Raw genomic sequence first — 22,566 nt, forward strand, 5'->3', positions numbered from 1 at the left:
CTGGCGAAGCAGACCGCCGAACCGTTAGCGAATCTGCTGACCAATGATGAAGTGGAACTGGCCTTTGTCCTGCACGGCCTGGGTGGCCGAGTAGCGGGGTACGGCATCGAACCCGTAGCCGTAGTCGAAGCCAAGCAAACCGAATGCCGACATGAAAATCCGGGCGCCAACCCCCGCCGAGCGGTACAGCTTGTAGGGGTTGTAATCCTTGTAGCTTTCAAAGGCATTGCCCGCTTCGGCAAAGCCCAGCACGTAGACCGTAGCCGCTGGGTTCAGCGAAACCGGATAACGCATTTCCAGTACGTATTTATTATAGGCTACCCCACCGCTGGAGTTGGGGTTCTGCACCGCGTTGGCGCTGTTGGGGTCCTCGTAGCCCCGCAGACCCACGTATTCGGTGCCCACCAGGAAGTTGGACGAGCCCCCGTAGCCCAGGCCCGCACCGCCCAGCTTGAACCGCTCGAAGGGGCCGATTTCCCGCTTCGAGTTGTAGGTGCCGATAAAGCCGAAGTGAGCCCGGGTGTTCAGCACCAGCTTACCCACGATGGGCGTAAACCAGGAAGCGTCGAACATCCACTTGTGGAATTCCACCCACTCGTTCACGCTCGGGTGCGAGCCTTTGAAGACGGAGTACGGCGGCGTCAGGTTCACGCTCAGAGCCAGCGACGAGCCCCGACGGGTGTAGGTCGGGTTGTCGATGCTGTTGCGCGAGAGGGTCGTGTTGAAGGTGATGTTGGCGGCATTACCCGTGCCGTTGGCAAAGCCCTGGATGTAGGGGTAGTTCTTGAGCTTGTACTGGCTCACCGACAGCGAGTTGCTCAGCGTGAAGTAGTCATCCGGCACGCGCAGACGACGGCCCAGACCAATGGTGGCACTGTTTACCTTAATCGACTGGTCGTTGTTGGCGTCGAGGCTGGTGCCCACGCGCTGAATGCTCTTGTTCAGGCTAAACGACAGCGAGTTAGGCTTGCGGCCACCCAGCCAGGGCTCCGTGAACGAGAAGGAGTAAGCCTGGTACTGCAAGCCGTTGGCCTGCACGTTCAGGGCCAGGCGCTGCCCGTCGCCGGCCGGCACCGGCGTCCAGTTGCGGAGGCTACCGGCTTTGCGTAGCGAGAAGTTGTTGAACACCAGACCTACGGTGCCGATAAAGCCCGCGTAGCCGCCCCAGCCACCCGACAGCGTAATCTGGTCCGAAGGCTTTTCAACTACGGTGTAGTTGATGTCCACGGTGCCCTCGGCCGGGTTCGGCACGGGGTTCAGACCAATCTTTTCCGGGTCGAAGTAGCCCAGCGTAGCAATCTGGCGCTGGGAACGAATCAGCAGCTCCCGGTTAAACTTGTCGCCGGGCAGCGTCTGCAGTTCGCGGCGCAGCACATGGTCACTGGTTTTGGTGTTGCCGGCAATGTTGACTTCCTTGATGCGGGCCTGCACCCCTTCGCTGATGCGCATCTCGATATCAATCGAGTCGCCTTCCACCTTGGTTTCTACCGGCTCAATGCTGAAGAACAGGTAGCCGTCGTTCATGTAGAGCGAGGTAATGTCCTGGCCGGTCGGGTTGTAATTCAGGCGCTTGTCGAGCGTTTCCTTGCTGTAGGTGCTGCCTTCCTTGATGGCCAGCACCGAGGCCAGCGTTTTGTCGTCGTAGAGGTAGTTGCCGTTCCAGGTGATATTGCGGAAGTAGTACTTCGGCCCTTCATCCACGGTCAGGCGCAGGGCCAGGCCGTCCTCGGTCCGCATTACGGTATCCGACACGATGGCCGCGTCGCGGTAGCCCTCGGAGTTGTAAAACTCAATCAGCTTCTGCTTGTCCTCTTCGTATTCAGTCTTCTGAAACTTGGCCGAGGTCAGGAATTTGTAGGGCTTGCGCTCCTTGGTTTTCTTCAGCTTGCCCTTCAGCTTCCGGTCGCTGAAAGCCTGGTTGCCTTCGAAGGCAATGTCCTTGATGCGGATTTTGTCGCCTTTATCCACCCTGATGTTCAGCACCACGCTGTTCGGCAAGCTCGAATCCGGCGACTGCACGATCGTGGCTTTGGCATCGAGGAAGCCCTTGTTGGTGTAAAACTTCCGGACCTGCGCCTTCGTATTGTTGAGCAGGGCATCGGTAACCACTTTGCCGCGGATCAGCTTGATCTTGTCCTTCAGATCATCGGCTTGGCCTTTGCTGATGCCGCTGAACTCAAACTTTGACAGCCGGGGCCGCTCTTTCAGATTGAAATCCAGAAAAATCTTCGTGCCCTCGGTGCGGGTGATGGATACACTCACGTCGCCCAGAATGCCCTGGTCCCAGAGGCGGCGAATGGCTTTGCCGATTTCTTCGCCCGGCACCGTAATAGGGTCGCCTATTTTCAGGCCCGACAGGCCAATAAGCGTATTGGTATCCAGATAGGTAGCTCCGCTGACGGTAATGCCACCCAACTCGTAGCGCTGAGGCTCGGCCCCACTAGCGGCCGGTACCTGGGCCCACGCCTCGGGCATGGCAGCACCACCGGACACCGCCAGCACTGTTAGCAGCAGGAAAAATTTATTGCGGAAAGAAATCATTCGAAAAACTTACGAAACGGTTAGCTGCTCACTGGTTTTGCCAAAGCGCCGCTCACGGCGCTGGTAGGCTTGGATGGCATCGTAGAAATGCTCGCGCCGGTAGTCTGGCCACAGTATTTCCGTAATATACAGCTCGGTGTAGGCCAACTGCCACAGCAGAAAGTTGCTGATGCGCTGCTCGCCACTGGTCCTGATCAGGAGCTCGGGGTCGGGCATGCCGGCGGTGGTCAGGTAGCCGGCCAGGGTACTTTCGGTTAGTTCTTCGGCCCGCAGCTTACCGGCGGCCACGTCAGCCGCCAGGCGCCGGGCCGCCTGCGTCAGGTCCCACCGGCCGCTGTAGCTCAGGGCCAGCACCAGCGTCATGCGGTTGCCGTCTTTGGTCAGCTCCATAGCTTCACGCAGCTCCCGCTGGCACGATTCGGGCAGCTGCTCAATCTGGCCAATGGCCTCCAGGCGGATACTGTTCTTGAGCAGCGTAGGCGTTTCCTGCCGGATGGTGTGCACCAGCAGCTGCATCAGGGCCATTACCTCGTGCTTGGGGCGGCCCCAGTTTTCCGTCGAAAAGGCGTAGAGCGTCAGATACTGCACGCCCAGCTCGGCGGCGCCTTCCACCGTATCCCGAACCGCCGTAATGGCGCTTTGGTGCCCGAAGATGCGCAGGCCGCCTTTCTGTTTTGCCCAACGGCCATTGCCATCCATAATGACGGCAACGTGGGCAGGTATATTCTGAGTGTCTAGTTCGGACCGGGCGGCCATCAGTACTTTTTGCGTAAAGAGGCTGCAAGTTACGCAAATGGTTGCATTAAGCCCGGCCCCCTCCCACTTCTAGCGCAGCAGCTTAGGATTGGCCTTATAGGAGTCGGGACAACTGATTTTATAAAAAGTATAGGAAATGCTCAGGCCGTTGTAGAAATACCAGTCCTGGTCGTGGGTATTCACCAGCAACGGGGTTTCGGTGCCCAGTTGGTCCAGCTCGTCGGTGAAGGCTTTGCGGGCTCCTACCTCCAGGCCCAGGTTCCAGCGCGGCGACAACGCCAGCTTCATGCCAATACCGGCCGGAATGGCAATGCCCAAGGTGCTGCCGCTCTGCTCCGCTGCGGCGAGGCCCCCGGCGGTGCTGATGGTACGGGTACGGGCCAGAAACCCGGCTACGCCCACAAACACGTAGGGCGTGAAGTGTACTTTCTCCTTGCGGTTGCGGTAGTCAAAGAAGTTATACTCGACGGCGCCGGCGGCTTCCAGGATATTGCCTTTCACGTTGGCCTGCCGGTGAGCGTGCAGCGGGGCCGTATTGCCGTTCACGCCCGGCACATTCGCATCGTCGGCCCGCACGAGTCCCCACAGGAAGCTGCCGCGCAGCGTAATGGGAGCCGACATATCTTTGCGGTAAAAAATCGTGGCGGCAGGGCGGTTGTTGGCAAACCGATACGCTGGCGCTATTTCTCCTTTGTATACCATTCCTCCCACGCCAATGCCCAGCTCACTGGTATTCTGGGCGGCAGCGGAGAAAGCAAAAAAAACACTCCCTGCTTGCACCAGGCAAACAAGGAGTGTTTTGAAGGGATTCGAATGCGTCATTAGACTGGCTGTAAGTGAAACTTGACAGCCAGTCCAGCTGGCTATCGGAATTTGGGGCTTTTAACGCGGGGAGCGAGAATGTAGTTTACATTGAGACCCGTAACGATGTACCAGTCCTTCTCATTGCCCTTGCCGCGCATTTCGCCGGGAACGTTGAAGTTGATGAACGTGCCGTCATCAGTGCGGGTGATGCCACGACCGAAGTAGCGGGCTTCGGCGCTGCCCAGTTTGGCTTGGTCGATGTATACACCGCTCACGTCGTCCAGGTAGTCGGTGAACGTCTTGCGCCAGCCGATTTCCAGGCCAATATCAAAGCTTTTGTTGAGTTTGTAACGAACACCACCACCGAAAGGGATAGAAATGTTGGTCAGGGCGTAGTCAACGCCTTCCGTGCGCAGGGGCTGCAGGTTCACGATTGCGCCCTGCGTTACACCTGTACCGGCAATATCGCCACCGCGCACCTCGCCGCGTGGATTGTGATGAAAAACAGCCACCCCAGCAAACACATAGGGCACAAAGTCGGGCCGTTTGATGTAGTTGTTGCGGTTCGCAATCAGGTCGAAAATACCCACTGCCGACACTTCAAAGATGTTGTTACGAAAATTCATGTTCCGGTGATAGCGGAAACGAGCATCCGGATCCGTCTTGTCAGCGGCTTTCTCGTCGTCACCGGTGATCTGGCCATATGCCAGGGCCACGCGAGCCGAGATACGGGGAGCGAAGCGGTGCGTGATATTGACGCCGATGTTGGGACGCGTGGCGGCGAAGCGCAGGCTCGGAATGCTGGCTTTCGGCACGATGTCGCCAAAGTAGTTCATGGCATTCAGGCTCACGCCCACGGAGTTGTACTGCTTCCGCTTACTGAACTGTTGCGCATTTGCCTCTGAGGCAACTAGTGAAACCACTAGCAGCAGAGCCAAAATGTGGGTGAAGAATTGCTTCATATTGAGCGAGATTAGAGATATGCGAAGGTGAAGAGCATCGTGAAACCAGTACGGGCACGAGTTCAGTTAGTGACAAAAGTAGAAGTTGCCGGGAACTTAAAAAAGAAATACTAGAAAAAGTCAATGTATTAGAGCGAGATACCCACCGGATTACGCTTGTCGAGCCCCCAATTCAACTTACTGCGTAACGTAGTCAGAAAGTTAACGTGGTTGAGCTTGACGAGACGCACCGCAAAATTCTCGCGGCGGACGGCAATCTGAATACCCGCGTCGACGGTGACGGAGCGCGAATCGAGCGACAACAGGAAGTTGTTACTGCGGCCTTCAATCTCGAAGGATATCACGCTCCGGTCGGAGACGATGAGCGGGCGAACATTCAGATTGTGCGGACATACGGGAGCAATGATAAAATTGTTGGTTTGTGGCAACATTACTGGTCCGCCGCAGCTGAGCGAATAGCCCGTGGAACCCGTGGGCGTAGCCACAATCAGCCCGTCGGCCCAGTACGAATTGAGGTACTCGCCGTCGATATACGTGTGCACGACAATCATGGAGGACGTGTCGCGCTTGAGAATAGAAAATTCGTTGAGCCCGAAGTTGATGCCCTCAAATACCTCCGGATCAGTATCGACGCGAATCAGGCTGCGCTCTTCGAGCACAAAATGGCCTTTAAACAGGGCATCAATGGCCTGAGAGATTTTCTCGACGGTGACCGTGGCCAGAAAGCCCAGGCGGCCGGTGTTGATGCCCAGAATGGGAATCTGCAGGGCCCCGACGTAGGTGACCGTGTCGAGCAGCGTGCCGTCGCCGCCGATGCTGAAGACAAACTGCACGCCGCGCAGCGAGTCGCCGCGCCGGAAGGTGCCGATACCGTCGGGCAAGGTCAGGCGGTTGTCGAGGTAGGTCCGAAACGACTCGACAATGATAACCTCGGTTTGGCGCGCCACGAGGTCGTCGAGGAGGGCCTGCAGAAACGGGACCGTTTCTTCATCGAAGGGTTTGCCGAGAATTGCGATTTTCATAGCAGAAAGGTAGCCGGAAGAGACGGGCCGGATCAGATGGGAAATTCGGTGCGCAGAAAAAACCCGCCCTGCCCCAGGGCATTGCGGGTGTACTCGAGGGTAAAAACCCGGTCGTAATACGTGACCAGGTGCAAACCGATGCCAGCGGCGGCCTGCACCCGGTTGGGCAGCCGGCTGCCCCGCTCGGCTCCGCGGCTGGCCACGTAGCCGGCATCGGCAAAGGTATTTAAATATAGAACCAGCGGAATACTATTGATTTTGGGGTTGCTGATTCCCTTCAGCCGGATGCGCCCGGCATCGAACAGGCGGTAGGAAACGCCCTGCTGCACAAGTCCATAGTGGCGCCCATCGACGACGTAGGGGTCGTAGCCGCGCACGAGGTCGGCGTAACCTAGGGCCCGGTTGTCGGCGTAGGCCAGGCGGCTCCCGACGCGCACCTGGGCCTGCACCCCGGCGCTATAGTAGAAGCCGCGGCCCAGGTCGAGGTACTTGGCGGCCTGCCCCCGAAACGTGGTAATGGGCGGCGCGGCATTCGTAAAAAACCGCTGCACCACGCCCACTTGCAGGTAGTGGCCCGTGAGCGGGTAGGCAAACGTATTGCGGTGGTTGAAGATAGAAGTCAGGGCCATGTCGACGTAGGTACGGCGGGCGGCCCCGAGAAAGTAGTCGGGGTTGCGGCGCAGCACCGAGTCGGAAATAGCCTCGCGGTGCAACGACACGTCGAGCAGGGTGCGGCGCTGCACGGTGTAGCGCCAGCGCAAGCCCGCCGTGACGTACTGCCGCTCGATGGGAAAGCCAGAATCGTCGCGGAAGTTGACGAGCTTATCCTCCACGGTGGCGTAATCGAGGGAACGGCTACGGAAGTAGGAAGCGCCGATGCCGAAGCCCAGGCGGCGGAGCTTGCCGTAGCCGGGCGTGTCGTAGAACAGCTCGTATTTGCGGTTGAAGCCCAGCTGCAGGTTGCCCCGCACTTCCTCGTTGCGGCCCCGGAAGTTTTTGCGCTCCAGGTGCAGGCCGTAATCGACGCGCCGCCACCGGTCGGGCCGGTCGAGCCAGGAGCGGAAGTTACGGTCGGCCAACGACAGGATGGGAATGGGAAACGTGTACCAGCGCTCCTGCACGCTGAAGAGCACCGTTATTTCCCCGTTGCGGCACACGGTCTGGGTGAGCACGCCGTGAAACAGCTGCAGGTTGAAGAGGCGCAGGCGGTTGGCTTCGAGGCGGCGGGCCAGGTGAGCGGCCGAAAGCGTGTCGCCCTCCCGAAAATCCAGCTCGGCCCGCAGAATCCGCTCCTTGGTGACTTCGTTGCCCACAAACAAAATGGAGGCCACATGCAGCACCGCGTACTCGGGACACCGGGCGCGCACCAGACTATCCAGTGGCGAGCGGCGCACTGAGTCGGGCGGGGCCGTGGGGGCCGATACCGGCGCCGTGGGCAGCCAGCCTAGCAGCAGGACGAGCAGATAGGCAAGCACTTACGGGCGCGGCGTTATAAGCTCAGGTACTTGAGCAGCCCATCCAGGCGTTCCTGCTCGTTCTCCCCTACTTCGCCGGCCCCGCTGAACTGGGCCGTGATGAGGTAGCCAAACCGCTCGAGCGTAGCCGTAATACGGGCCATGTTGGGAGTATTGAGCTTCAGCGTCAGCCGGATTTTGTAGGGGTCGTGCTCATCCTGGGCCACGTGGGCACTGAGCACCTTGGCGTTGTTTTCCTCGACGTAGCGGCTGATCTGGGTGAGCGAGTAGTCCCGCTCGTCCATCGAAAGCACCAGAATGCCGCCCTGGCCGGCCGCAATGGGCAGCTGCCCGAAAGCTGCCAGCGTGTCGCCCACCGTCACGACGCCCAAGTATTCCTGCTTGTCGTCGAGCACGGGCACGAGCTGCACCTTGTTCTGAATGGCCAGCTCCATGATACTGTAGAAATGCTGGTCGCGCTGCACGTGCACGTCGGCGAAGCCGAAGGCCACGCTGGTCAGCGGCTCATCGGGCTGGTCGTGGTCGAGCAGGTCGGCTTCGGTAATCAGGCCCCGATACAGGCGGTTGTCGAGCACGGGCAGCTGGCCAACGTGGAATTCCTCCAGCCACTTGGCTGCCTTCCCGGCCGAATCCGACACCTTCAGGGGCGGAATCATTTGGTTGAGCAAGTCTTCAGCAATCATCGAATGCATGGGTGGAAAGAACTGAGAGCCAGAAATAAACTAGTGAGGGCGGGGCGACCAATAAGCGGTGGCGGGGCTGATTTGTTTAGACTGTGGGGGTAAGGGCGGGTTTCGGGGCCGTGCGGCGTAGAAACTGCCGCAGCAGGCGGTTAAAATCCTGGGGGCGCTCCATCATGGGCACGTGGCAGCAGTGGTCGAGGAAGTGCAGCTCGGCGTTGGGCAGCAGCCGCTCAAACTCGTGGGCTACCACGGGCGGCGTAATCGTGTCGTTCAGGCCCCAGACCAGCAGCGTGGGCACCGTAATCTTGGTCAGCTCCTTGCCCAGGTTGTGGCGCTGGGCCGAGCGGGCAATGCTGATGATGCGCAGCACCTTGGTGTTGGAGTTGGTGACGTTGAATACCTCATCTACCAGATCCTTGGTGGCAATGCTGGGGTCGTAGAAGGTGTAGGCCACGCGCTCCTGCACGAAATCGTAGTTGCCGCGCTTGGGGAACGAGCCGCCCATCGAGTCTTCGAACAGGCCGCTGCTGCCGGTCAGCACGAGGCGCTGCACCATGCGGGGGTTGCGCAGGGCATATACCAGGGCAATGTGGCCGCCCAGGGAGTTGCCCAGCACCGTCAGGGGCTGGTCGAGGTGCATTTCGCGCAGGAAATCCTCCACGTAGTTGACCAGGCCCGGCACGCCGGCCTGGGTCAGGGGCATGTCGTAGATGGGCAGCAGCGGAATAATTACCCGGTGGTCGGTGCTGAACTCCGAAATGACGTCCTGCCAGTTGCTGAGGGCGCCAAACAGGCCGTGCAGCAGCAGCAGCACCTGGCCGGAGCCGCCCTCCACGTATTGAAAACCGTTCTGTTCCTTAATCTGCAATTCCATCTTCTCGGGGGATTTCGCGGCCGGCAAGGGCTGAATGACCATCCTTTGCAATGATACAACACTTGACCCAATTGCGGAGAAGGGCCAGCCCGTGGGCGGTGAGCAATGCTTCGGGATGAAACTGCACCCCGTACAGCGGGTACGTACGGTGCCGGAATACCATCAGTTCGTGCGCCGGGTCGGTGGTGTACGCCAGCGGCCGTAAGTCAGGGGGCAATAAGTTGATAATCAGTGAATGGTAGCGCGTCACCCGAAACTGCCGGGGCAAGCCGGCAAACAGCGGGTCCGCTTCGGTCCAGGCCACTTCCGACACCTTGCCGTGCATGGGCCGCGCGGCCCGGGTCAGGTGGGCGCCGAAAAACTCGCCCAGCGCCTGATGGCCCAGGCACACGCCCAGCATCGGTACCCGGTGGTGGTACTCGCGCACGACGTCCAGCAGGCAGCCGGCCCGCGCCGGCGTGCCCGGCCCCGGCGACAACACGATGGCGTCGAAGCGTAGCTGCCGGATAACTTCCAGCGGCACGTCGTTGCGCACCACTTCCACGCTGACGCCCAGCTGCTGGAAGTAATCCAGCAGGTTGAAGGTGAACGAGTCGAAGTTGTCGAGCAGCAGCAGGTGCATAGCAGCGTATGGAGCCGATTTTCTCCGCCAAGGTTGCCTGCCCGCCCGGCAGCGGCCCCAGCAAGGCCGGGGTAGCAACCCGGGCCCGCCGGCAGTTGTTTAGAATACGCCCCGCAGCTGCTCGAGCAGCGTGGCCGCGAAGGGCATGATAAAGCCCACGATGTCGAGGGCAAAGGGGGTGGCCTGCTGCACCACGGGCAGCACCTGGGAGTCGGCCACGACCTCGGGCGAAATCAGCTTGAGGCCCGCGAAGCCGATGCCGTGCAGCAGCAGGCTGATGCCCAGCACCCACTTCAGGGCCCCGGCCGCGCCGCCCAGCAGGTTGTCGAGCATACCCAGCGGGGTCAGGTGCACGGCCGTCTTGACGAAGCTGCCCGCCAGATGTACGCCCCAGGTAATAAGCACGAACACCAGCAGAAACGACACGATGGGCAGCAGCCCGAAAGCCTCGCCCACGTAGTTGCGCACCAGCGGAATGGCGTCGTTCAGCAACGCCAGTCCGCCCACGATGCCCAGCACGAAGGCCAGCAGCGAAGCCGCCTCCAGCACCAACCCGCGCCGGAAGCCCTTCACGGCCCCCACACCCAGCGGAAGCAGCAGCAGAATATCGAAGCCGGACATGCGGTGAGGTGGTGATTTAGTGATTTAGTGAGTTTGACGTTCGGCTTGCGCAGACTCGCGCCATTCGCGCGGCCAGAACCACACTCACTAAATCACTAAGTCGCTAAATCACTCCTTAGACATTCGTGTTGTTGAGCAGGTTGCTGACCACCTGGGAAATGACTTTGCCGTCGGCCTGGCCGGACAGCTCCCGGGCGGCGGCACCCATTACCTTGCCCAGGTCGGAGGGGCCGGTGGCGCCCACGCGCTGGATGATGGCTACGAGCTTTTCGACCAGGTCGGCCTCGGAGAGCTGCTGGGGCAGGTATTCCTCGATGATGGCCAGCTCGGCCAGCTCGATTTCTTCCAGATCGGAGCGGAACTGCTTCTGGTACATCTCGGCGGCTTCGCGGCGCTGCTTGGCGGCTTTGGTCAGCAGCTTCAGCTCGGCGTCCTCGGTCAGGGCCGCGCCGTGGGCGCCTTCCGCCGTTTCAGCCAGCATGATCTGCGACTTGATGCTGCGCAGGGCCTGGAGCCGAACTTTGTCCTTGGCCAGCATAGCCTTTTTGATATCCGCGTCGATGGTTTCCTTCAGAGCCATAAGTTTGTAGTAGTAAATGTCTGGAACCCGTAGATTCCGACTGGCCGCGTATTGATGACCCACGCTGGCCGTTTTGGAGTCAGTTTTTCGCCTTCTCTCATGACGAAACTTAGCGTAAACATAAATAAAATAGCCACGCTGCGGAATGCCCGCGGCCACAACCGCCCCGACGTACTCCAGGTAGCCCGTGACTGTGAGCGGTTTGGCGCCCAGGGCATCACGGTGCACCCCCGCCCCGATGAGCGCCATATCCGCTACCAGGACGTGCGCGACCTGCGCCAGATCGTGACCACCGAGTTCAACGTGGAGGGCAATCCGACGCCGGATTTCCTGGAACTGGTGCGCGAAGTGCGGCCCGAGCAGGTGACGCTGGTGCCCGACGCGCCCGACGCCATTACCTCCAACGCCGGCTGGGACACCATCACCCATCAGATTTATCTGATTGGCGTGGTCACCGAGCTCAAGTCCATCGGCTGCCGGGTGTCCATCTTCCTCGACCCCGACCCGGCCATGGTGAAGGCCGCCGTGGCCACCGGCACCGACCGGATTGAGCTCTACACCGAGGACTACGCCCGCCAGTACCCCCACGACCCCGCCCAGGCCATTGCCCCCTACACCGTGGCCGCCACCCTGGCCCAGCAGCTCGGCCTGGGCCTGAACGCCGGCCACGACCTGGATTTGGAGAACCTAGCCTACCTCAAGCAGAACTTACCCGGCCTGGCCGAGGTTAGCATCGGGCACGCGCTGGTGTGCGACGCGCTGTACTACGGGCTGGAAAACACCATCCAGCTCTACCGCCGGCAGCTGGCGTAACCACTGCTGAGGCAGCACAGCCGCGTAGCGGCGCCACGTTTATAGAAACCACCAGGCACAATTGATTGAGCCGCCGCGCGGCGGCATTCCCGCCCGTAAGGCTATGCCGCCGCCCTGCGGCTCGCTTCCAGCAAGGCTACTGTTTCTATAGACATGGTGCCGCTACGCGGCTGTAGGGCAGCCCGGGCCACTAGTTCACCGTTTCACTACTTCACCACTTCGCCTTTGCCTCGTATTCCGCTTTCCGAATTCCTGACCGGGCCCGCCGACGCCCCCATTCTGGACGTGCGCGCGCCCATCGAGTACGCCCACGGCCACATTCCGGGGGCCCTGAGCCTGCCGCTGTTTTCGGATGCGGAGCGGGCCCGCATCGGCACGGCCTACAAGCAGGTCAGCCAGGACCGGGCCATCCACATCGGGCTCGACTTCTTCGGGCCCAAGATGAGCCGCATGGTGAAGCAGGCCCAGAAGCTGGCGCCCAACAAGGAAGTGCGCCTGCACTGCTGGCGGGGCGGCATGCGCAGCGGGGCCGTGCACTGGCTGCTGGAGCTGGCCGGCTTCAAGGTGCATCTGCTGGATAAGGGCTACAAGGATTACCGCCGCTGGGCCCTGGCGCAGTTCGCCGAGCCCCGGCCCATGCTGATTCTGGGCGGCCTCACGGGCTCGGGCAAGACCGACGTGCTGCACGAGCTGGCCCGCCGCGGCGAAACCATCGTGGACCTGGAAGGGCTGGCCAGTCACAAGGGCTCCTCGTTCGGGGCCATCGGGCTGCCGCCCCAGCCCACGCCCGAGCAGTTTGAGAATAACCTGGCCCTGGAGCTGAGCCAGCTGCCAGCGGACGTGACGCCCTGGCTGGAAGACGAGAGCCTGACCATCGGGCGGCTCAACATTCCCAAGGCGCTGTTCGAACAGATGCGGGCGGCTCCCCTTTTCGTACTCGACATTCCCCGCCCGGTGCGCACCCGCAAGCTGGCGGCCGAGTACGGCAAGGAAGACCCGCAGCAGCTGGCCGAGGCCATTCAGCGCATCAGCAAGCGGCTGGGCGGCCTGGCTACCAAGCAGGCCCTGGCCGCCATTGCGGCCGGCGACATGGAGCAGATGGTCGACATTGCCCTCTCCTACTACGACAAAACCTACGGCTTCGGGCTCGATAACAAGGTCAACAGCCAGGTCGTCCGGATTCCGTCCGACACCTGCGACCCGCGGGTGAATGCCGACCTGGTGCTGGCCGCCGTGGCGCAGGCAGGCTTGCTGGCAACCGCCTAGATGCTGGCCCCCACGCTGCGGGTGGCCCGCCCCACCGACAACCTGGCGGCCGTGGTCCGCTTCTACCGCGACGGACTGGGCCTGCCCGAGCTGACGTCCTTCGCGGCCCACAACGGCTTCGACGGGGTGATGCTGGGCCACCCGGCCGGGCCCTACCACTTCGAGTTTACCCACCAGCCCGGCCACCCCGTGGGCCGCGCCCCGACCCAGGACAACCTGCTGGTCTTCTACCTGCCCGACGCTATGGAGTGGCAGGCCGCCGTGCAGCGCCTGCTCGACCACGGCTACCCGCCCGTGCATTCCTACAATCCCTACTGGGACCAGCGGGGCCGCACTTTCGAAGACCCCGACGGCTACCGGGTGGTGCTGCAGCAGGCCGCCTGGGCGCTGTAGCACGCACTTGGTAGTTGACGTGCCGGAACGACAACCGTTGTATCAGTTCTTAGAAGAGTGCTTCTACCAATGGGGCGGCTGTACGCGCTAAGGCTGCGAATCCTGCCCTTGGCCTGCTGCGTCAGCGTAGCTTGTTGCCTTCGTCAGGGACTAACGCTTGCTCAGGTAGCGGCGTAGCGGCGCGTCCACGGTTACCAGCAGCAGGTAAGCCAGCCCCACCAGGGCCAGCGTAGCGGTTGGCACCAGCCAGGCCAGCGTGCTCATGGGCGGCTTCTGCGTGGCCACGTAGCTCAGAAATACCCACACAAACGGGTAATGCACCATGTAAAGCGGGTAGGAAAGCTCCCCGAGCCAGTGGCAGGTCTTGGCCAGACGTGGGTTCAGGTGAGCGCCGGCACCCAGTGCCACGAGCAGGGGAAAATAGACGAGCACGGTCAGCGAGTCCGTAAGCCCGGTCAGATTGCTGCGGTAAGGAAATAGCAGGCCCGCCAGTAGCAGCAGCCCCACGCCCACAAACCCGAGGCGGTTAGGCACGATCCAGCGGGCCCGGTACAGCACCAGGCCCATCAGAAACGAATAGCTCACACGCACGGCCCCGCCCCAGAACGTATTCCGGTCCCAGCCAATGCTCAGATTCGGCACCAGCGTGGCCTGGTAGACCAGGGCCCCGGCGGCCAGCAGCGTGAGCACGTACAGTAGGCGCGGCCGCACGCGCACCAGCACCAGGGCGTAGACCACGTTGGCGATGTACTCCCAAAATAACGACCACGTGGGCGCATTGAGCGGGAAAAGATTGAAGGTGCGCTCGGGCATTATCGGGTAGGGAATCAGCAGGCACGAGGCCAGAAACACCTGCCAGACCCGCTCGGCATACGCGGCATACACGGCACTGAAGGGGTCGAGACGAAACGTGAGCAAGCCGAGCACCGAGCCTACCAGCACCAGCGGATGCAAGCGAATCAGCCGGCGACGCAGGAAGGCCCCAATACCGATTTTCGCCAGGCGCGTGTCGTAGGCGCAGGCCATCACAAAGCCGGAGAGGCAGAAGAAAAAGTCGACGGCCAGGTAAGCGTGGGCAATAAAGAGGTGCTCATAGTCGGGTACCACGATTTCCATGAAGTGGTATACCACCACGGCCAGGGCAGCAATACCGCGCAGGCCATCGAGCACGGCGAAATGTGGCGTGGCCGACGGTAGCGCAGCAGGTGTATTGGGTATATTGTGGACAGCGGGCATAGGCAAGCGGAGAAAAAGAAGCCGCAAAATACCTCCGGCAACGCTTGCAGTAGTCCCCTTCAGGAAGAAAGGCCTGGATAACAGCCTTGGTTGATGCTACCGGCATCGTAAGCGCCGCTACTTTTTTGCCGCCGGAACGCTCGAGCCACGGAGCCCGTTCTCACTTTTGCCGCTTCTACCGGTTATCTTCGCCAACCTCTGACTTTCCTCCTCATGTCTTCCGATACCTCCTCCCCCGCCACCGACCAGATTCGCCTGACCCAGTATAGCCACGGCGCGGGCTGCGGCTGCAAAATCGCGCCCAAGGTGCTCGACCAGATTCTGCACACCAGCATCGCCCAGCCCGAGCACGAGAAGCTGCTGGTGGGCAACAGCAGCCGCGACGACGCGGCCGTGTACGACATCGGCGGCGGGCAGGCCATCATCAGCACCACCGACTTCTTCATGCCCATCGTGGATGACGCCTACGATTTCGGGCGGATAGCGTCGGCCAACGCCATCAGCGACGTGTATGCCATGGGCGGGCGGCCGGTTATGGCTATTGCCGTGCTGGGCTGGCCCATCGACAAGCTGGCCCCCGAAGTGGCCCGCCGGGTGATTGAGGGCAGCCGCAGCATCTGCGCCGAGGCGGGCATCCCATTGGCCGGCGGCCACAGCATCGACTCGCCGGAGCCCATTTTCGGCCTGGCCGTGACCGGGATGCTCGACATCAAGAACCTGAAGCAGAACGACACGGCCACGGCCGGCTGCGAGCTGTATTTGACCAAGCCCCTGGGCGTGGGCATGCTGACGACCTCGCAGAAGCGCGGCATTCTGCTCCCCGAGCACGAGCAGATTGCCCCCCAGAGCATGATGCAGCTCAACAAGATCGGCTACGACCTGGGCCAATTGGAGGCCGTGCGGGCCATGACCGACGTGACGGGCTTCGGCCTGCTGGGTCACCTCTCGGAGGTGTGCGAAGGCAGCAACCTGACCGCCGAAATCGACTTCGGCAAGGTGCCGCTGCTGGCCGAGGCCGAGCAGTACCGCCAGCAAAAGGCCATTCCGGGCGGCACGGTGCGCAACTGGGACAGCTACGGCCACAAGATCGGCGAGATTACTGAGGAGCAGCGCCAGTGGCTCTGCGACCCCCAGACCTCGGGCGGCCTGCTGGTGTGCGTGGAGCCCGGCGGCCGGGCCCAGGTGCAGGCCGTGTTCGAGCAGTATGGCTTGCAGCTCGAATCGTTTGGCACGCTGCGGGCCCACGTTGCCGGGGAGCCCTGGATTGAGGTGAAGTAGGCGGTGAAGCTGTTTCCCTTCCTGCGGCCGCTGCTCGAATTTACGGTGGCGGTCTGCGCCATCGTGTTCGGGCTGCGCTTTATTACGGGCTTTTTCACCCAGGCCAGTCGGGTGTACCGGCCCACGTTCCTGCGGCAGTTCTACCTGCTGTTCTGGCCCCTGCTGTGCATGAGCGTGGGGTTGCCCTTCCTGGTGTCGTTTCTCTACCTGGGCACCCTCAGCGCCTACGAGCTGGTGCTGCTGGTGGCCCTGGCCAGCGTGATTCTGGGTTTTTCGGTGCCGGCTCTTATTCTGCACGCCCAGTACTACGCCCGCAACCTGCACACCACCCTGGTGTTCGACCCCAAGCAGAACAAGCTGGAAGTGTACGAGGGCCGGCAGTTGGTGCCCTTCGCCCGGCGCGACCTGGTGCGGGTGGAGTACGTGACGTGTCGCTCGAAGCGGGCGTTCTGGAGCAACTACAACTTCCTGCGGCTGCATCTGGCCTCGGGGCAGATCCTGACGCTCACCTCCCTGCTGACCAACCTGGAGCCGGTGGCCGAATTTCTGCGCAACTCCAGCCTGGAGCGGCGGCAGCGCTGGGCCTGCTTTCTGTAAGCCGGCGGCGGCAAGCTCCCAAAGCAGCCGCTTCGTGCCGGGATTCGCGGCCGGGGTGCTACTTTTGTTGCTTACTTTTTTCTGCCTGGCCTGATGCGGCACTGTTTACTTTTTCTGCTGCTGTGGGGGCTCACCGCGCCGGTGGCGCGGGCCCAGGACCAGGCCACGGTGCAGCGCCTGCGCCGGCAGCTGCCCCACCTGCCCGCCTCGCCCGGCCGCGTGCTGGTGCTGGACTCGCTCAGCTACGCCCTGCACGACCTTTCGCCCGACACGGCCCGGCGCTACGGCGAGCAGGCCGTGGCCCTGGCCCAGCGCCTGCACGACCAGCGCGGCCTGATGCAGAGCCTGAACACGCTGGGCAGCTGCTACGCGGTGCTCTCGGACGGGGCGCACGCGCTCCAGCTCTACGCCCAGGCCCTGGGGCTGGCCCGGCAGCTGAATAGCGCCGACGGCCTGGTGCGCAGCCACGCCTCGATGGCCGCCGTGCACCACGAGCGGGCCGATACCGTGCAGGCGGGCCAGCACTACCGGGCTGCCCTGGCCCTGGCCGACCGGCCGGGTGTGCGGCCCGCCACGCAGCTGCTGCTGTACGGCAACTTGTCGAGCTTCTTCTTTTACCTGGAGCAAAATGCCAAGGCCCTGCACTACACCGAGCGGGCCCTGGCTTTGGCCCGGCGCACCGGCAGCGCCGTACACGAGTCGATTTACCTGGCCAATCTGAGCACCTACCACTTCAACGCCAAGCGCTACGCCCAGGCCGAGGAGCTGATCCAAAGGGCCCTGCGCCTGACCCAGGAGGCGCATCAGCCCCGCTTTGAGGCCGGCAACCTGGAGCTGTGGAGCCTGATGAACCTGGAGAAAAACCAAGTAGCCGAGGCCGGCGTGCTGGCCCGGCGCGCCCTGCGGCAGGCCCGGCTGGGCCAAAGTCAGGAGCGGGTGCTGGATGCCTACAGCCTGCTGGCCACCGTGGCCACCCGCCAAGACCAGTACCGGCAGGCCTACGCCTGGCAGGAGCGGTACGTGGCCCTGAACGACTCGCTCAACAACGGCCGCCGCCTGGCCATGCTCACGGCCCTGCAAAGCCGCTACGACAGCGAGGACAAGGAAAACCAGATTCAGCTGCTGACCCAGCAAACCGAGCTGCAACAGCTGCGCAACCGGGAGCTGTGGGGCGCTATTGCCGCCCTGGTGCTGGGGTTGGCCGGGTTCGGCTTTCTGTACTGGCAGCTGCGCCGCAGCCGGGCCGCGCTGGCCGCCAACAACCGGGCCCTGCACGAAACCACCGCCGAGCTGCGCCAGATGGCCGCCTCCAAAGACCGGCTCTACGCCATCGTGGCCCACGACCTGCGCGGCCCGGTCACGTCGTTCGTGGGCGTCACGGAGCTGATTGGCTTCTACCTCAAGCGCGGCGACCAGGAAGGCCTGCAACGGCTGCCGGCCCTGGTGCGGCAGTCGGCCCAGAGCCTGAACAACCTGCTCGACAACCTGCTGAACTGGGCCGTGAGCCAGACCGGCGAGCTGGCCTACCGCCCCGAGCGGGTGCCGGTGGCCGCCCTCTTCGCCGAAAGCCAGGAGCTGTACCATACCACGGCCGAGGCCAAGCAGATTACGCTGGAGGCCCGCAACCCCGCCGGCCTGGTGCTCTGGGCCGACCAGAACATGGCCCGCACGATTCTGCGCAACCTGGTGGGCAACGCCCTGAAGTTCACGCCCCTGGGCGGCACCGTGCAGTTCTCGGCCGCGCCCGGCACCCGGCCCGGCACGGTGCTGCTCACCGTCACGGACTCGGGCCACGGCATGCCGGCCAACCTGGTGGCGGAAGTACTGAGCGCCAGCGCCCTGACCACGCCCACCGCTCCGCTGGGGCCGCGCACCGGCACCGGCCTGGGGCTGCTGCTGTGCAAGGCCTTCGTGCAGCGCCACGGCGGCACGCTCGACATCCGGAGCGTGCCGGGCGGGGGCACCAGCGTGCTGGTCGAGCTACCCCTGGTGGCGGCTTAGTTGCCGCCCCAGCTTGGTCGGGCCTGGCCAGCGCCGTACTTTCGGCTTTTGGCTCCTGTTTCCCCCCCAGTGTTCGGGCGGATTCTGTCTGTTCTTCTCTCCGTTCTTATTGCCGTCTGCATGCTTCAACCCTTACGCTTCGCGCCGCGCCTGCTGGGCTTGTGGCTACTTTTTGCCCTGCTTCTGACTGGCGGTTCCGGCGCGGCCCAAACCTGGGAGGCGGCCACGGCCGTAGGCACCTCGGAACTCAACGGGCAGTCAACCGGGGCCCGCACCATTGCCGACGGCAGCGGCGGCCTCTACGTGACGGGCACCTTTCAGGGGGTCATCAGCCTGGGGGGCCGCACGCTGCGCAGCGAAGGGTATACTTCATTTATTGCCCGGCTGGATGCCGCCAATACCAGTCAGTGGATCCTCACCCTGCCGAAAGTGGGGCCCGGCAACCTGGCCGTCGACGCCGCCGGGGACCTGTACGTGGCCGGCAACTTTTACGGCCCCAGTATCACGCTGGGCAGCACGACGCTCACCAGCACCTCCACCAGCCTCTACGGCTCCGATTTGTTTGTCGCCAAGCTTAGCCGCGCCGGGCAGTGGCTCTGGGCCTACCAGGCCAGCGGGCCCGGTAGCAAGCAAGCCAGCAACCTGGCCCTCGATGCCAGCGGCAACGTCTACGTTACCGGCAACTTCGGCTCCGGGGCCACCTTCGGCACCACCACCCTAACCTACACTACCGGCGACATTTTCGTGGCGAAGCTGACGCCGGCCGGCCAGTGGCAGTGGGCCATGAAAGCGGGCAGCAACAAGGCAAATTACGTCACCGGCCTCAAGGTCGACGCCAGCGGCAACACCTACGTGACCGGAACTTTTTACGGGGACGAGGCCGTCTTCGGCGCGTTGTCCCTGCCGAACACCAGCACCGTTGGGGGCAGCGGCTTGTCCGACCTGTTTGTGGCCAAGCTGGACCCGGCAGGCCAATGGCTCTGGGCGGTGAAAGCCGGCGGCCGAGACAACGAGCAGGCCAGCGGCCTAGCCCTCGACGCGGCGGGCAACCCCTACGTGGCGGGGCAGACGCAACGGGGCCCGGTCACGTTTGGCAGCCTTGCCCTGAACAGTCCCGACACCAACGAAGCCTTCGTCGCCAAGCTGAACAGCGCCGGCCAATGGCAGTGGGTTGCGCGGGCCGGCGGCAGCGACGTCGAAACCGCCAGCGACCTGACAACGGATGCCAGCGGCAATGCCTACCTGACTGGTACCAGCAACAGCCGCCGCCTCACGCTGGGTAGCGTCACCCTGGATAAGACCGGCCCGCAGTGGGCCACGTACGTCGCTAAAATCAATGCGGCCGGCCAGTGGCAGTGGGCCACCGAAAACACGGGCGTGGGCGACGCCAGCAGCAGCAGCATTGCCGTGGATGCCGGCAACAACGTATTTCTGACCGGGACTTTCTACGAAGGCACCATCTCCTTCGGCTCCAGCGCGCTCAACAGCAACGGCGTGGCCGACCTTTTCGTGGCCAAGCTCAATAGCGCCGGGCAGTGGCAGTGGGCCGGGCAGGGCAACGGTGGTGGCGACGCCGCGGTGCACGCCACGGCTACCGACGCGGCCGGCAACGTGTACCTGGCCGGCTCGTTTACCGGCACGCTGGCTTTTGGCTCCACCGTGCTGAGCAGCCACAACATCAACGAACTGTTTGTGGCTAAGCGCAACGCGGCTGGCCAGTGGCTCTGGATAACGCAGGCCGGCGGCATGGCCAGCTACGGCACCGCCTATTTCGACGACAAGCACGGGCTGGCCCTGGATGCCGATGGCAACGTGTACGTCACGGGCAGCTTCAAGGGGGACGCCACCTTTGGCCCTTCCGCTCTAAGCAGCATTGTGGGCGGCTATAAGGGTTTCGATGTATTCGTGGCCAAGCTGAATGGCAGCGGGCAATGGCAGTGGGGCCGGCAGGCCGGGGGCAACAACGACGACCGAGGCAACGGAGTGGCAGTAGACGCCACCGGCCGGGTGTACGTTACCGGCTCGTTTGAGAGTGCGACGGCCGGATTCGGCACTAGTACTCTGACCAACCAGAACAGCTTTGGTGGCGCAACCTTCGTGGCCCAGCTGACCAGCGCCGGGCAGTGGCTCTGGGCCACTACGGGCGGCGGCAACGGAGCCGGCCTGGCCCTCGATGCGGCCGGCGGGGCTTACGTAACGGGCCCTTATGCAACCCCAACGGCTACGTTTGGCACCACCACGCTCACCAATCCCGGCTCCCCATCCTCGTACGTGGCCAAGATCAGCACGGCGGGGCAGTGGCAGTGGGCCACGCCAGCCACCGGCGGCAGCGTCTACGCGAGGGGTATTGCCGCCGATGCCAGCGGCAATGCCTACGTCACGGGCTCCTTCCGCACGTCGGCTACCTTCGGCCCCACCACCTTCACCAGCTCCGACTCCTCCGACATATTCGTAGCCAAAATCAGTAGGGCCGGCCAGTGGCAGTGGGCCGCGCAGGGCGGCATGCGGGGCTCAAATGAGGGCCGGGCCATAGCCGTCGGGACGGACGGCAGTGCGTACGTAACCGGCAACTTCCGGAGCGCGGGAGCTATTTTCGGCTCTGCCACGCTGCCGTACAGCCGCAGCAGCCTCTACGACTCCTTCGTCGCCAAGCTGACCCCGGCCGGGCAGTGGCAGTGGGCCAAAAGCTCGGGCGGCACCAACTTCGCCCACAGCCTGGCCCTCGACAATGCCGGCACTATCTACCTGGGTGGCGAGTTTGCGGGGCGTTACGGCGGCATCCGCGCCACCTTCGGCACTTTGGCCCTGACCAGCCCGGCCGCAGAGCATTCGGTGGGTTTCCTGGCCCGCCTGAACGGTACCGTTACGGGGAATACCCAGCGGGCCAAAACAATGACGCTGGCCGAGGCTTTTCCCAACCCTTTTGCCCATCAGCTAACGGTGCAACTATTAGCTCCCGTGGCTGGGGTGGTGGATATCACGGCGCACGATGTGACGGGCCGCCAGTGGCTGCACCAACAGCTCACGCTTAGGGCCCGCCAGACGGCCCTGATGCTGCCCGAGGCGGCCCGGTGGCCGGCGGGTGTGTATACGCTTACCGTGCGCCAGGGCCAGCAGCAGCAGGTGTTGAAAGTCATCAGACAGGACTAGCTTCTGCCCGAGTTGCCCGGGCCGGCTGCTGTCTAAGCGGCCGGCCCGTTTTGTTTGCCCGCTTCTTCCGACCTTTGCCCCATGCAACTTCACTTTCGCGAACTGGGCGCCGGCAATCCGCTCGTTATCCTGCACGGCCTCTTCGGCACTTCCGACAACTGGCAGACCCTGGCCAAGCGCTGGGCCGAAACCCACCGCGTCATCGTGGTGGACCTGCGCAACCACGGCCGCTCGCCCCAGACGGCCGAGCACAGCTACGAGCTGATGAGCCAGGACGTGCTGGAGCTCTTCGACCAGCTGCAGTTGCAGCACGTGACGCTGATGGGCCACAGCATGGGCGGCAAAGTGGCCATGCGCTTCGCCCTCGACCACCCCACCCGCCTCGACAAGCTCATCGTGCTCGACATTGCCCCCCGCCTGTCGGATATGCGCCACCAGGACGATATTCTGGCCGGCCTGCACGCCGTGAACCTGGCCACGATTGAATCGAGGCAGCAGGCCGACGACGCGCTGGCCCAGCACATTCCGCAGCTCGGCGTGCGGCAGTTCCTGCTCAAGAACCTGTACCGCCGCGACGACAACTCCTTTGCCTGGCGCCCCAACCTGGCGGCCCTCACGGAGCACATGCCCGCCATCGGCGCCGAAATCACCGGCCCCACGCCCTTCCTGAAGCCCGCTCTATTTGTGCGCGGTGGCAAGTCGGACTACGTGAGCACCGAAGACAAGCTCTACGCCATTCCGGCCCTGTTTCCCAACAGCCAGGTCGAAACCGTGGTGGACGTCGGCCACTGGCTGCACGCCGAGAAGCCCGACGAAGTCTACGCCCTGGTCGAGGCCTTTGCCAAGAGTTGAATGGCTGAATGGGAGAATGGTTAATTGCCCCGCTCTCTCG

At 63.0% G+C, this 22,566-nt stretch carries 20 protein-coding genes; 8 read left to right on the forward strand and 12 right to left on the reverse strand.

Features of this window, described 5'->3' with window-relative positions:
- Window positions 1-24 precede the first annotated feature (24 nt).
- The 11 genes from bamA to E5K00_RS20385 all read right to left on the reverse strand — a co-directional run bounded on the left by bamA (window position 25) and on the right by E5K00_RS20385 (window position 10,940).
- Window positions 25-2,541: an outer membrane protein assembly factor BamA gene (gene bamA, locus E5K00_RS20335; protein ID WP_135465152.1), complete on the reverse strand. Its 2,517-nt coding sequence runs from the start codon at window positions 2,539-2,541 to the stop codon at window positions 25-27.
- 9 nt (window positions 2,542-2,550) lie between these two features.
- A complete protein-coding gene (locus tag E5K00_RS20340; protein WP_135465153.1) occupies window positions 2,551-3,297 on the reverse strand; it encodes an isoprenyl transferase in 747 nt (248 codons plus the stop codon).
- Window positions 3,298-3,366: 69 nt separating this feature from the next.
- Window positions 3,367-4,119 (reverse strand): type IX secretion system protein PorG, encoded by a 753-nt coding sequence (gene porG, locus E5K00_RS20345; RefSeq protein ID WP_135465154.1) that lies wholly within the window; start codon window positions 4,117-4,119, stop codon window positions 3,367-3,369.
- A gap of 41 nt (window positions 4,120-4,160) precedes the next feature.
- The gene (locus tag E5K00_RS20350; protein WP_135465155.1) at window positions 4,161-5,063 is read right to left on the reverse strand and encodes a DUF6089 family protein; all 903 of its coding nucleotides are present in this window, start codon (window positions 5,061-5,063) and stop codon (window positions 4,161-4,163) included.
- A gap of 128 nt (window positions 5,064-5,191) precedes the next feature.
- Window positions 5,192-6,085 (reverse strand): NAD kinase, encoded by an 894-nt coding sequence (locus E5K00_RS20355; RefSeq protein WP_135465156.1) that lies wholly within the window; start codon window positions 6,083-6,085, stop codon window positions 5,192-5,194.
- A 32-nt stretch (window positions 6,086-6,117) separates the two neighbouring features.
- Window positions 6,118-7,560 carry a POTRA domain-containing protein gene (locus tag E5K00_RS20360; protein ID WP_135465157.1) on the reverse strand — a complete coding sequence of 481 codons (1,443 nt, stop codon included), beginning with the start codon at window positions 7,558-7,560 and terminating at the stop codon, window positions 6,118-6,120.
- Window positions 7,561-7,574: 14 nt separating this feature from the next.
- Window positions 7,575-8,243: a CBS domain-containing protein gene (locus E5K00_RS20365; protein WP_245328373.1), complete on the reverse strand. Its 669-nt coding sequence runs from the start codon at window positions 8,241-8,243 to the stop codon at window positions 7,575-7,577.
- 85 nt (window positions 8,244-8,328) lie between these two features.
- Window positions 8,329-9,117 carry an alpha/beta fold hydrolase gene (locus tag E5K00_RS20370; RefSeq protein ID WP_135465159.1) on the reverse strand — a complete coding sequence of 263 codons (789 nt, stop codon included), beginning with the start codon at window positions 9,115-9,117 and terminating at the stop codon, window positions 8,329-8,331.
- Window positions 9,101-9,739: an anthranilate synthase component II gene (locus E5K00_RS20375; protein ID WP_135465160.1), complete on the reverse strand. Its 639-nt coding sequence runs from the start codon at window positions 9,737-9,739 to the stop codon at window positions 9,101-9,103. Before E5K00_RS20375 ends, E5K00_RS20370 begins: the two co-directional genes overlap by 17 nt.
- Before the next feature lie 99 nt (window positions 9,740-9,838).
- Window positions 9,839-10,360: a CvpA family protein gene (locus E5K00_RS20380; protein WP_135465161.1), complete on the reverse strand. Its 522-nt coding sequence runs from the start codon at window positions 10,358-10,360 to the stop codon at window positions 9,839-9,841.
- A 115-nt stretch (window positions 10,361-10,475) separates the two neighbouring features.
- Entirely contained in the window at window positions 10,476-10,940 is a 465-nt protein-coding gene (locus E5K00_RS20385; RefSeq protein ID WP_135465162.1) for a GatB/YqeY domain-containing protein, read from the reverse strand.
- Between the two features lie 99 nt (window positions 10,941-11,039).
- On the opposite strand from E5K00_RS20385, the gene E5K00_RS20390 reads away from it, so the two are divergent.
- From E5K00_RS20390 to E5K00_RS20400, 3 genes are all read left to right on the forward strand, one after another.
- The gene (locus E5K00_RS20390) at window positions 11,040-11,753 is read left to right on the forward strand and encodes a pyridoxine 5'-phosphate synthase (protein ID WP_135465163.1); all 714 of its coding nucleotides are present in this window, start codon (window positions 11,040-11,042) and stop codon (window positions 11,751-11,753) included.
- Window positions 11,754-11,978: 225 nt separating this feature from the next.
- Entirely contained in the window at window positions 11,979-13,019 is a 1,041-nt protein-coding gene (mnmH, locus tag E5K00_RS20395) for a tRNA 2-selenouridine(34) synthase MnmH (RefSeq protein ID WP_135465164.1), read from the forward strand.
- Window positions 13,020-13,412: a VOC family protein gene (locus tag E5K00_RS20400; RefSeq protein ID WP_135465165.1), complete on the forward strand. Its 393-nt coding sequence runs from the start codon at window positions 13,020-13,022 to the stop codon at window positions 13,410-13,412.
- Window positions 13,413-13,562: 150 nt separating this feature from the next.
- Here E5K00_RS20400 and E5K00_RS20405 read toward each other — a convergent pair whose 3' ends face one another.
- Entirely contained in the window at window positions 13,563-14,648 is a 1,086-nt protein-coding gene (locus E5K00_RS20405; protein WP_135465166.1) for an acyltransferase family protein, read from the reverse strand.
- A gap of 213 nt (window positions 14,649-14,861) precedes the next feature.
- Here E5K00_RS20405 and selD point away from each other — a divergent pair, with 213 nt between their 5' ends.
- From selD to E5K00_RS20430, 5 genes are all read left to right on the forward strand, one after another.
- A complete protein-coding gene (gene selD, locus E5K00_RS20410) occupies window positions 14,862-15,926 on the forward strand; it encodes a selenide, water dikinase SelD (protein ID WP_135465167.1) in 1,065 nt (354 codons plus the stop codon).
- A gap of 3 nt (window positions 15,927-15,929) precedes the next feature.
- Entirely contained in the window at window positions 15,930-16,523 is a 594-nt protein-coding gene (locus tag E5K00_RS20415; protein WP_135465168.1) for a hypothetical protein, read from the forward strand.
- A 93-nt stretch (window positions 16,524-16,616) separates the two neighbouring features.
- The gene (locus tag E5K00_RS20420) at window positions 16,617-18,524 is read left to right on the forward strand and encodes a sensor histidine kinase (protein WP_135465169.1); all 1,908 of its coding nucleotides are present in this window, start codon (window positions 16,617-16,619) and stop codon (window positions 18,522-18,524) included.
- 120 nt (window positions 18,525-18,644) lie between these two features.
- Complete coding sequence (locus E5K00_RS20425; RefSeq protein WP_135465170.1) at window positions 18,645-21,674, forward strand: SBBP repeat-containing protein; 3,030 nt, start codon at window positions 18,645-18,647, stop codon at window positions 21,672-21,674.
- Between the two features lie 81 nt (window positions 21,675-21,755).
- Window positions 21,756-22,526 (forward strand): alpha/beta fold hydrolase, encoded by a 771-nt coding sequence (locus E5K00_RS20430; protein ID WP_135465171.1) that lies wholly within the window; start codon window positions 21,756-21,758, stop codon window positions 22,524-22,526.
- Window positions 22,527-22,566: the final 40 nt, after the last annotated feature.

The sequence above is a fragment of the Hymenobacter aquaticus genome (assembly GCF_004765605.1).
Classification (GTDB): domain Bacteria; phylum Bacteroidota; class Bacteroidia; order Cytophagales; family Hymenobacteraceae; genus Hymenobacter; species Hymenobacter aquaticus.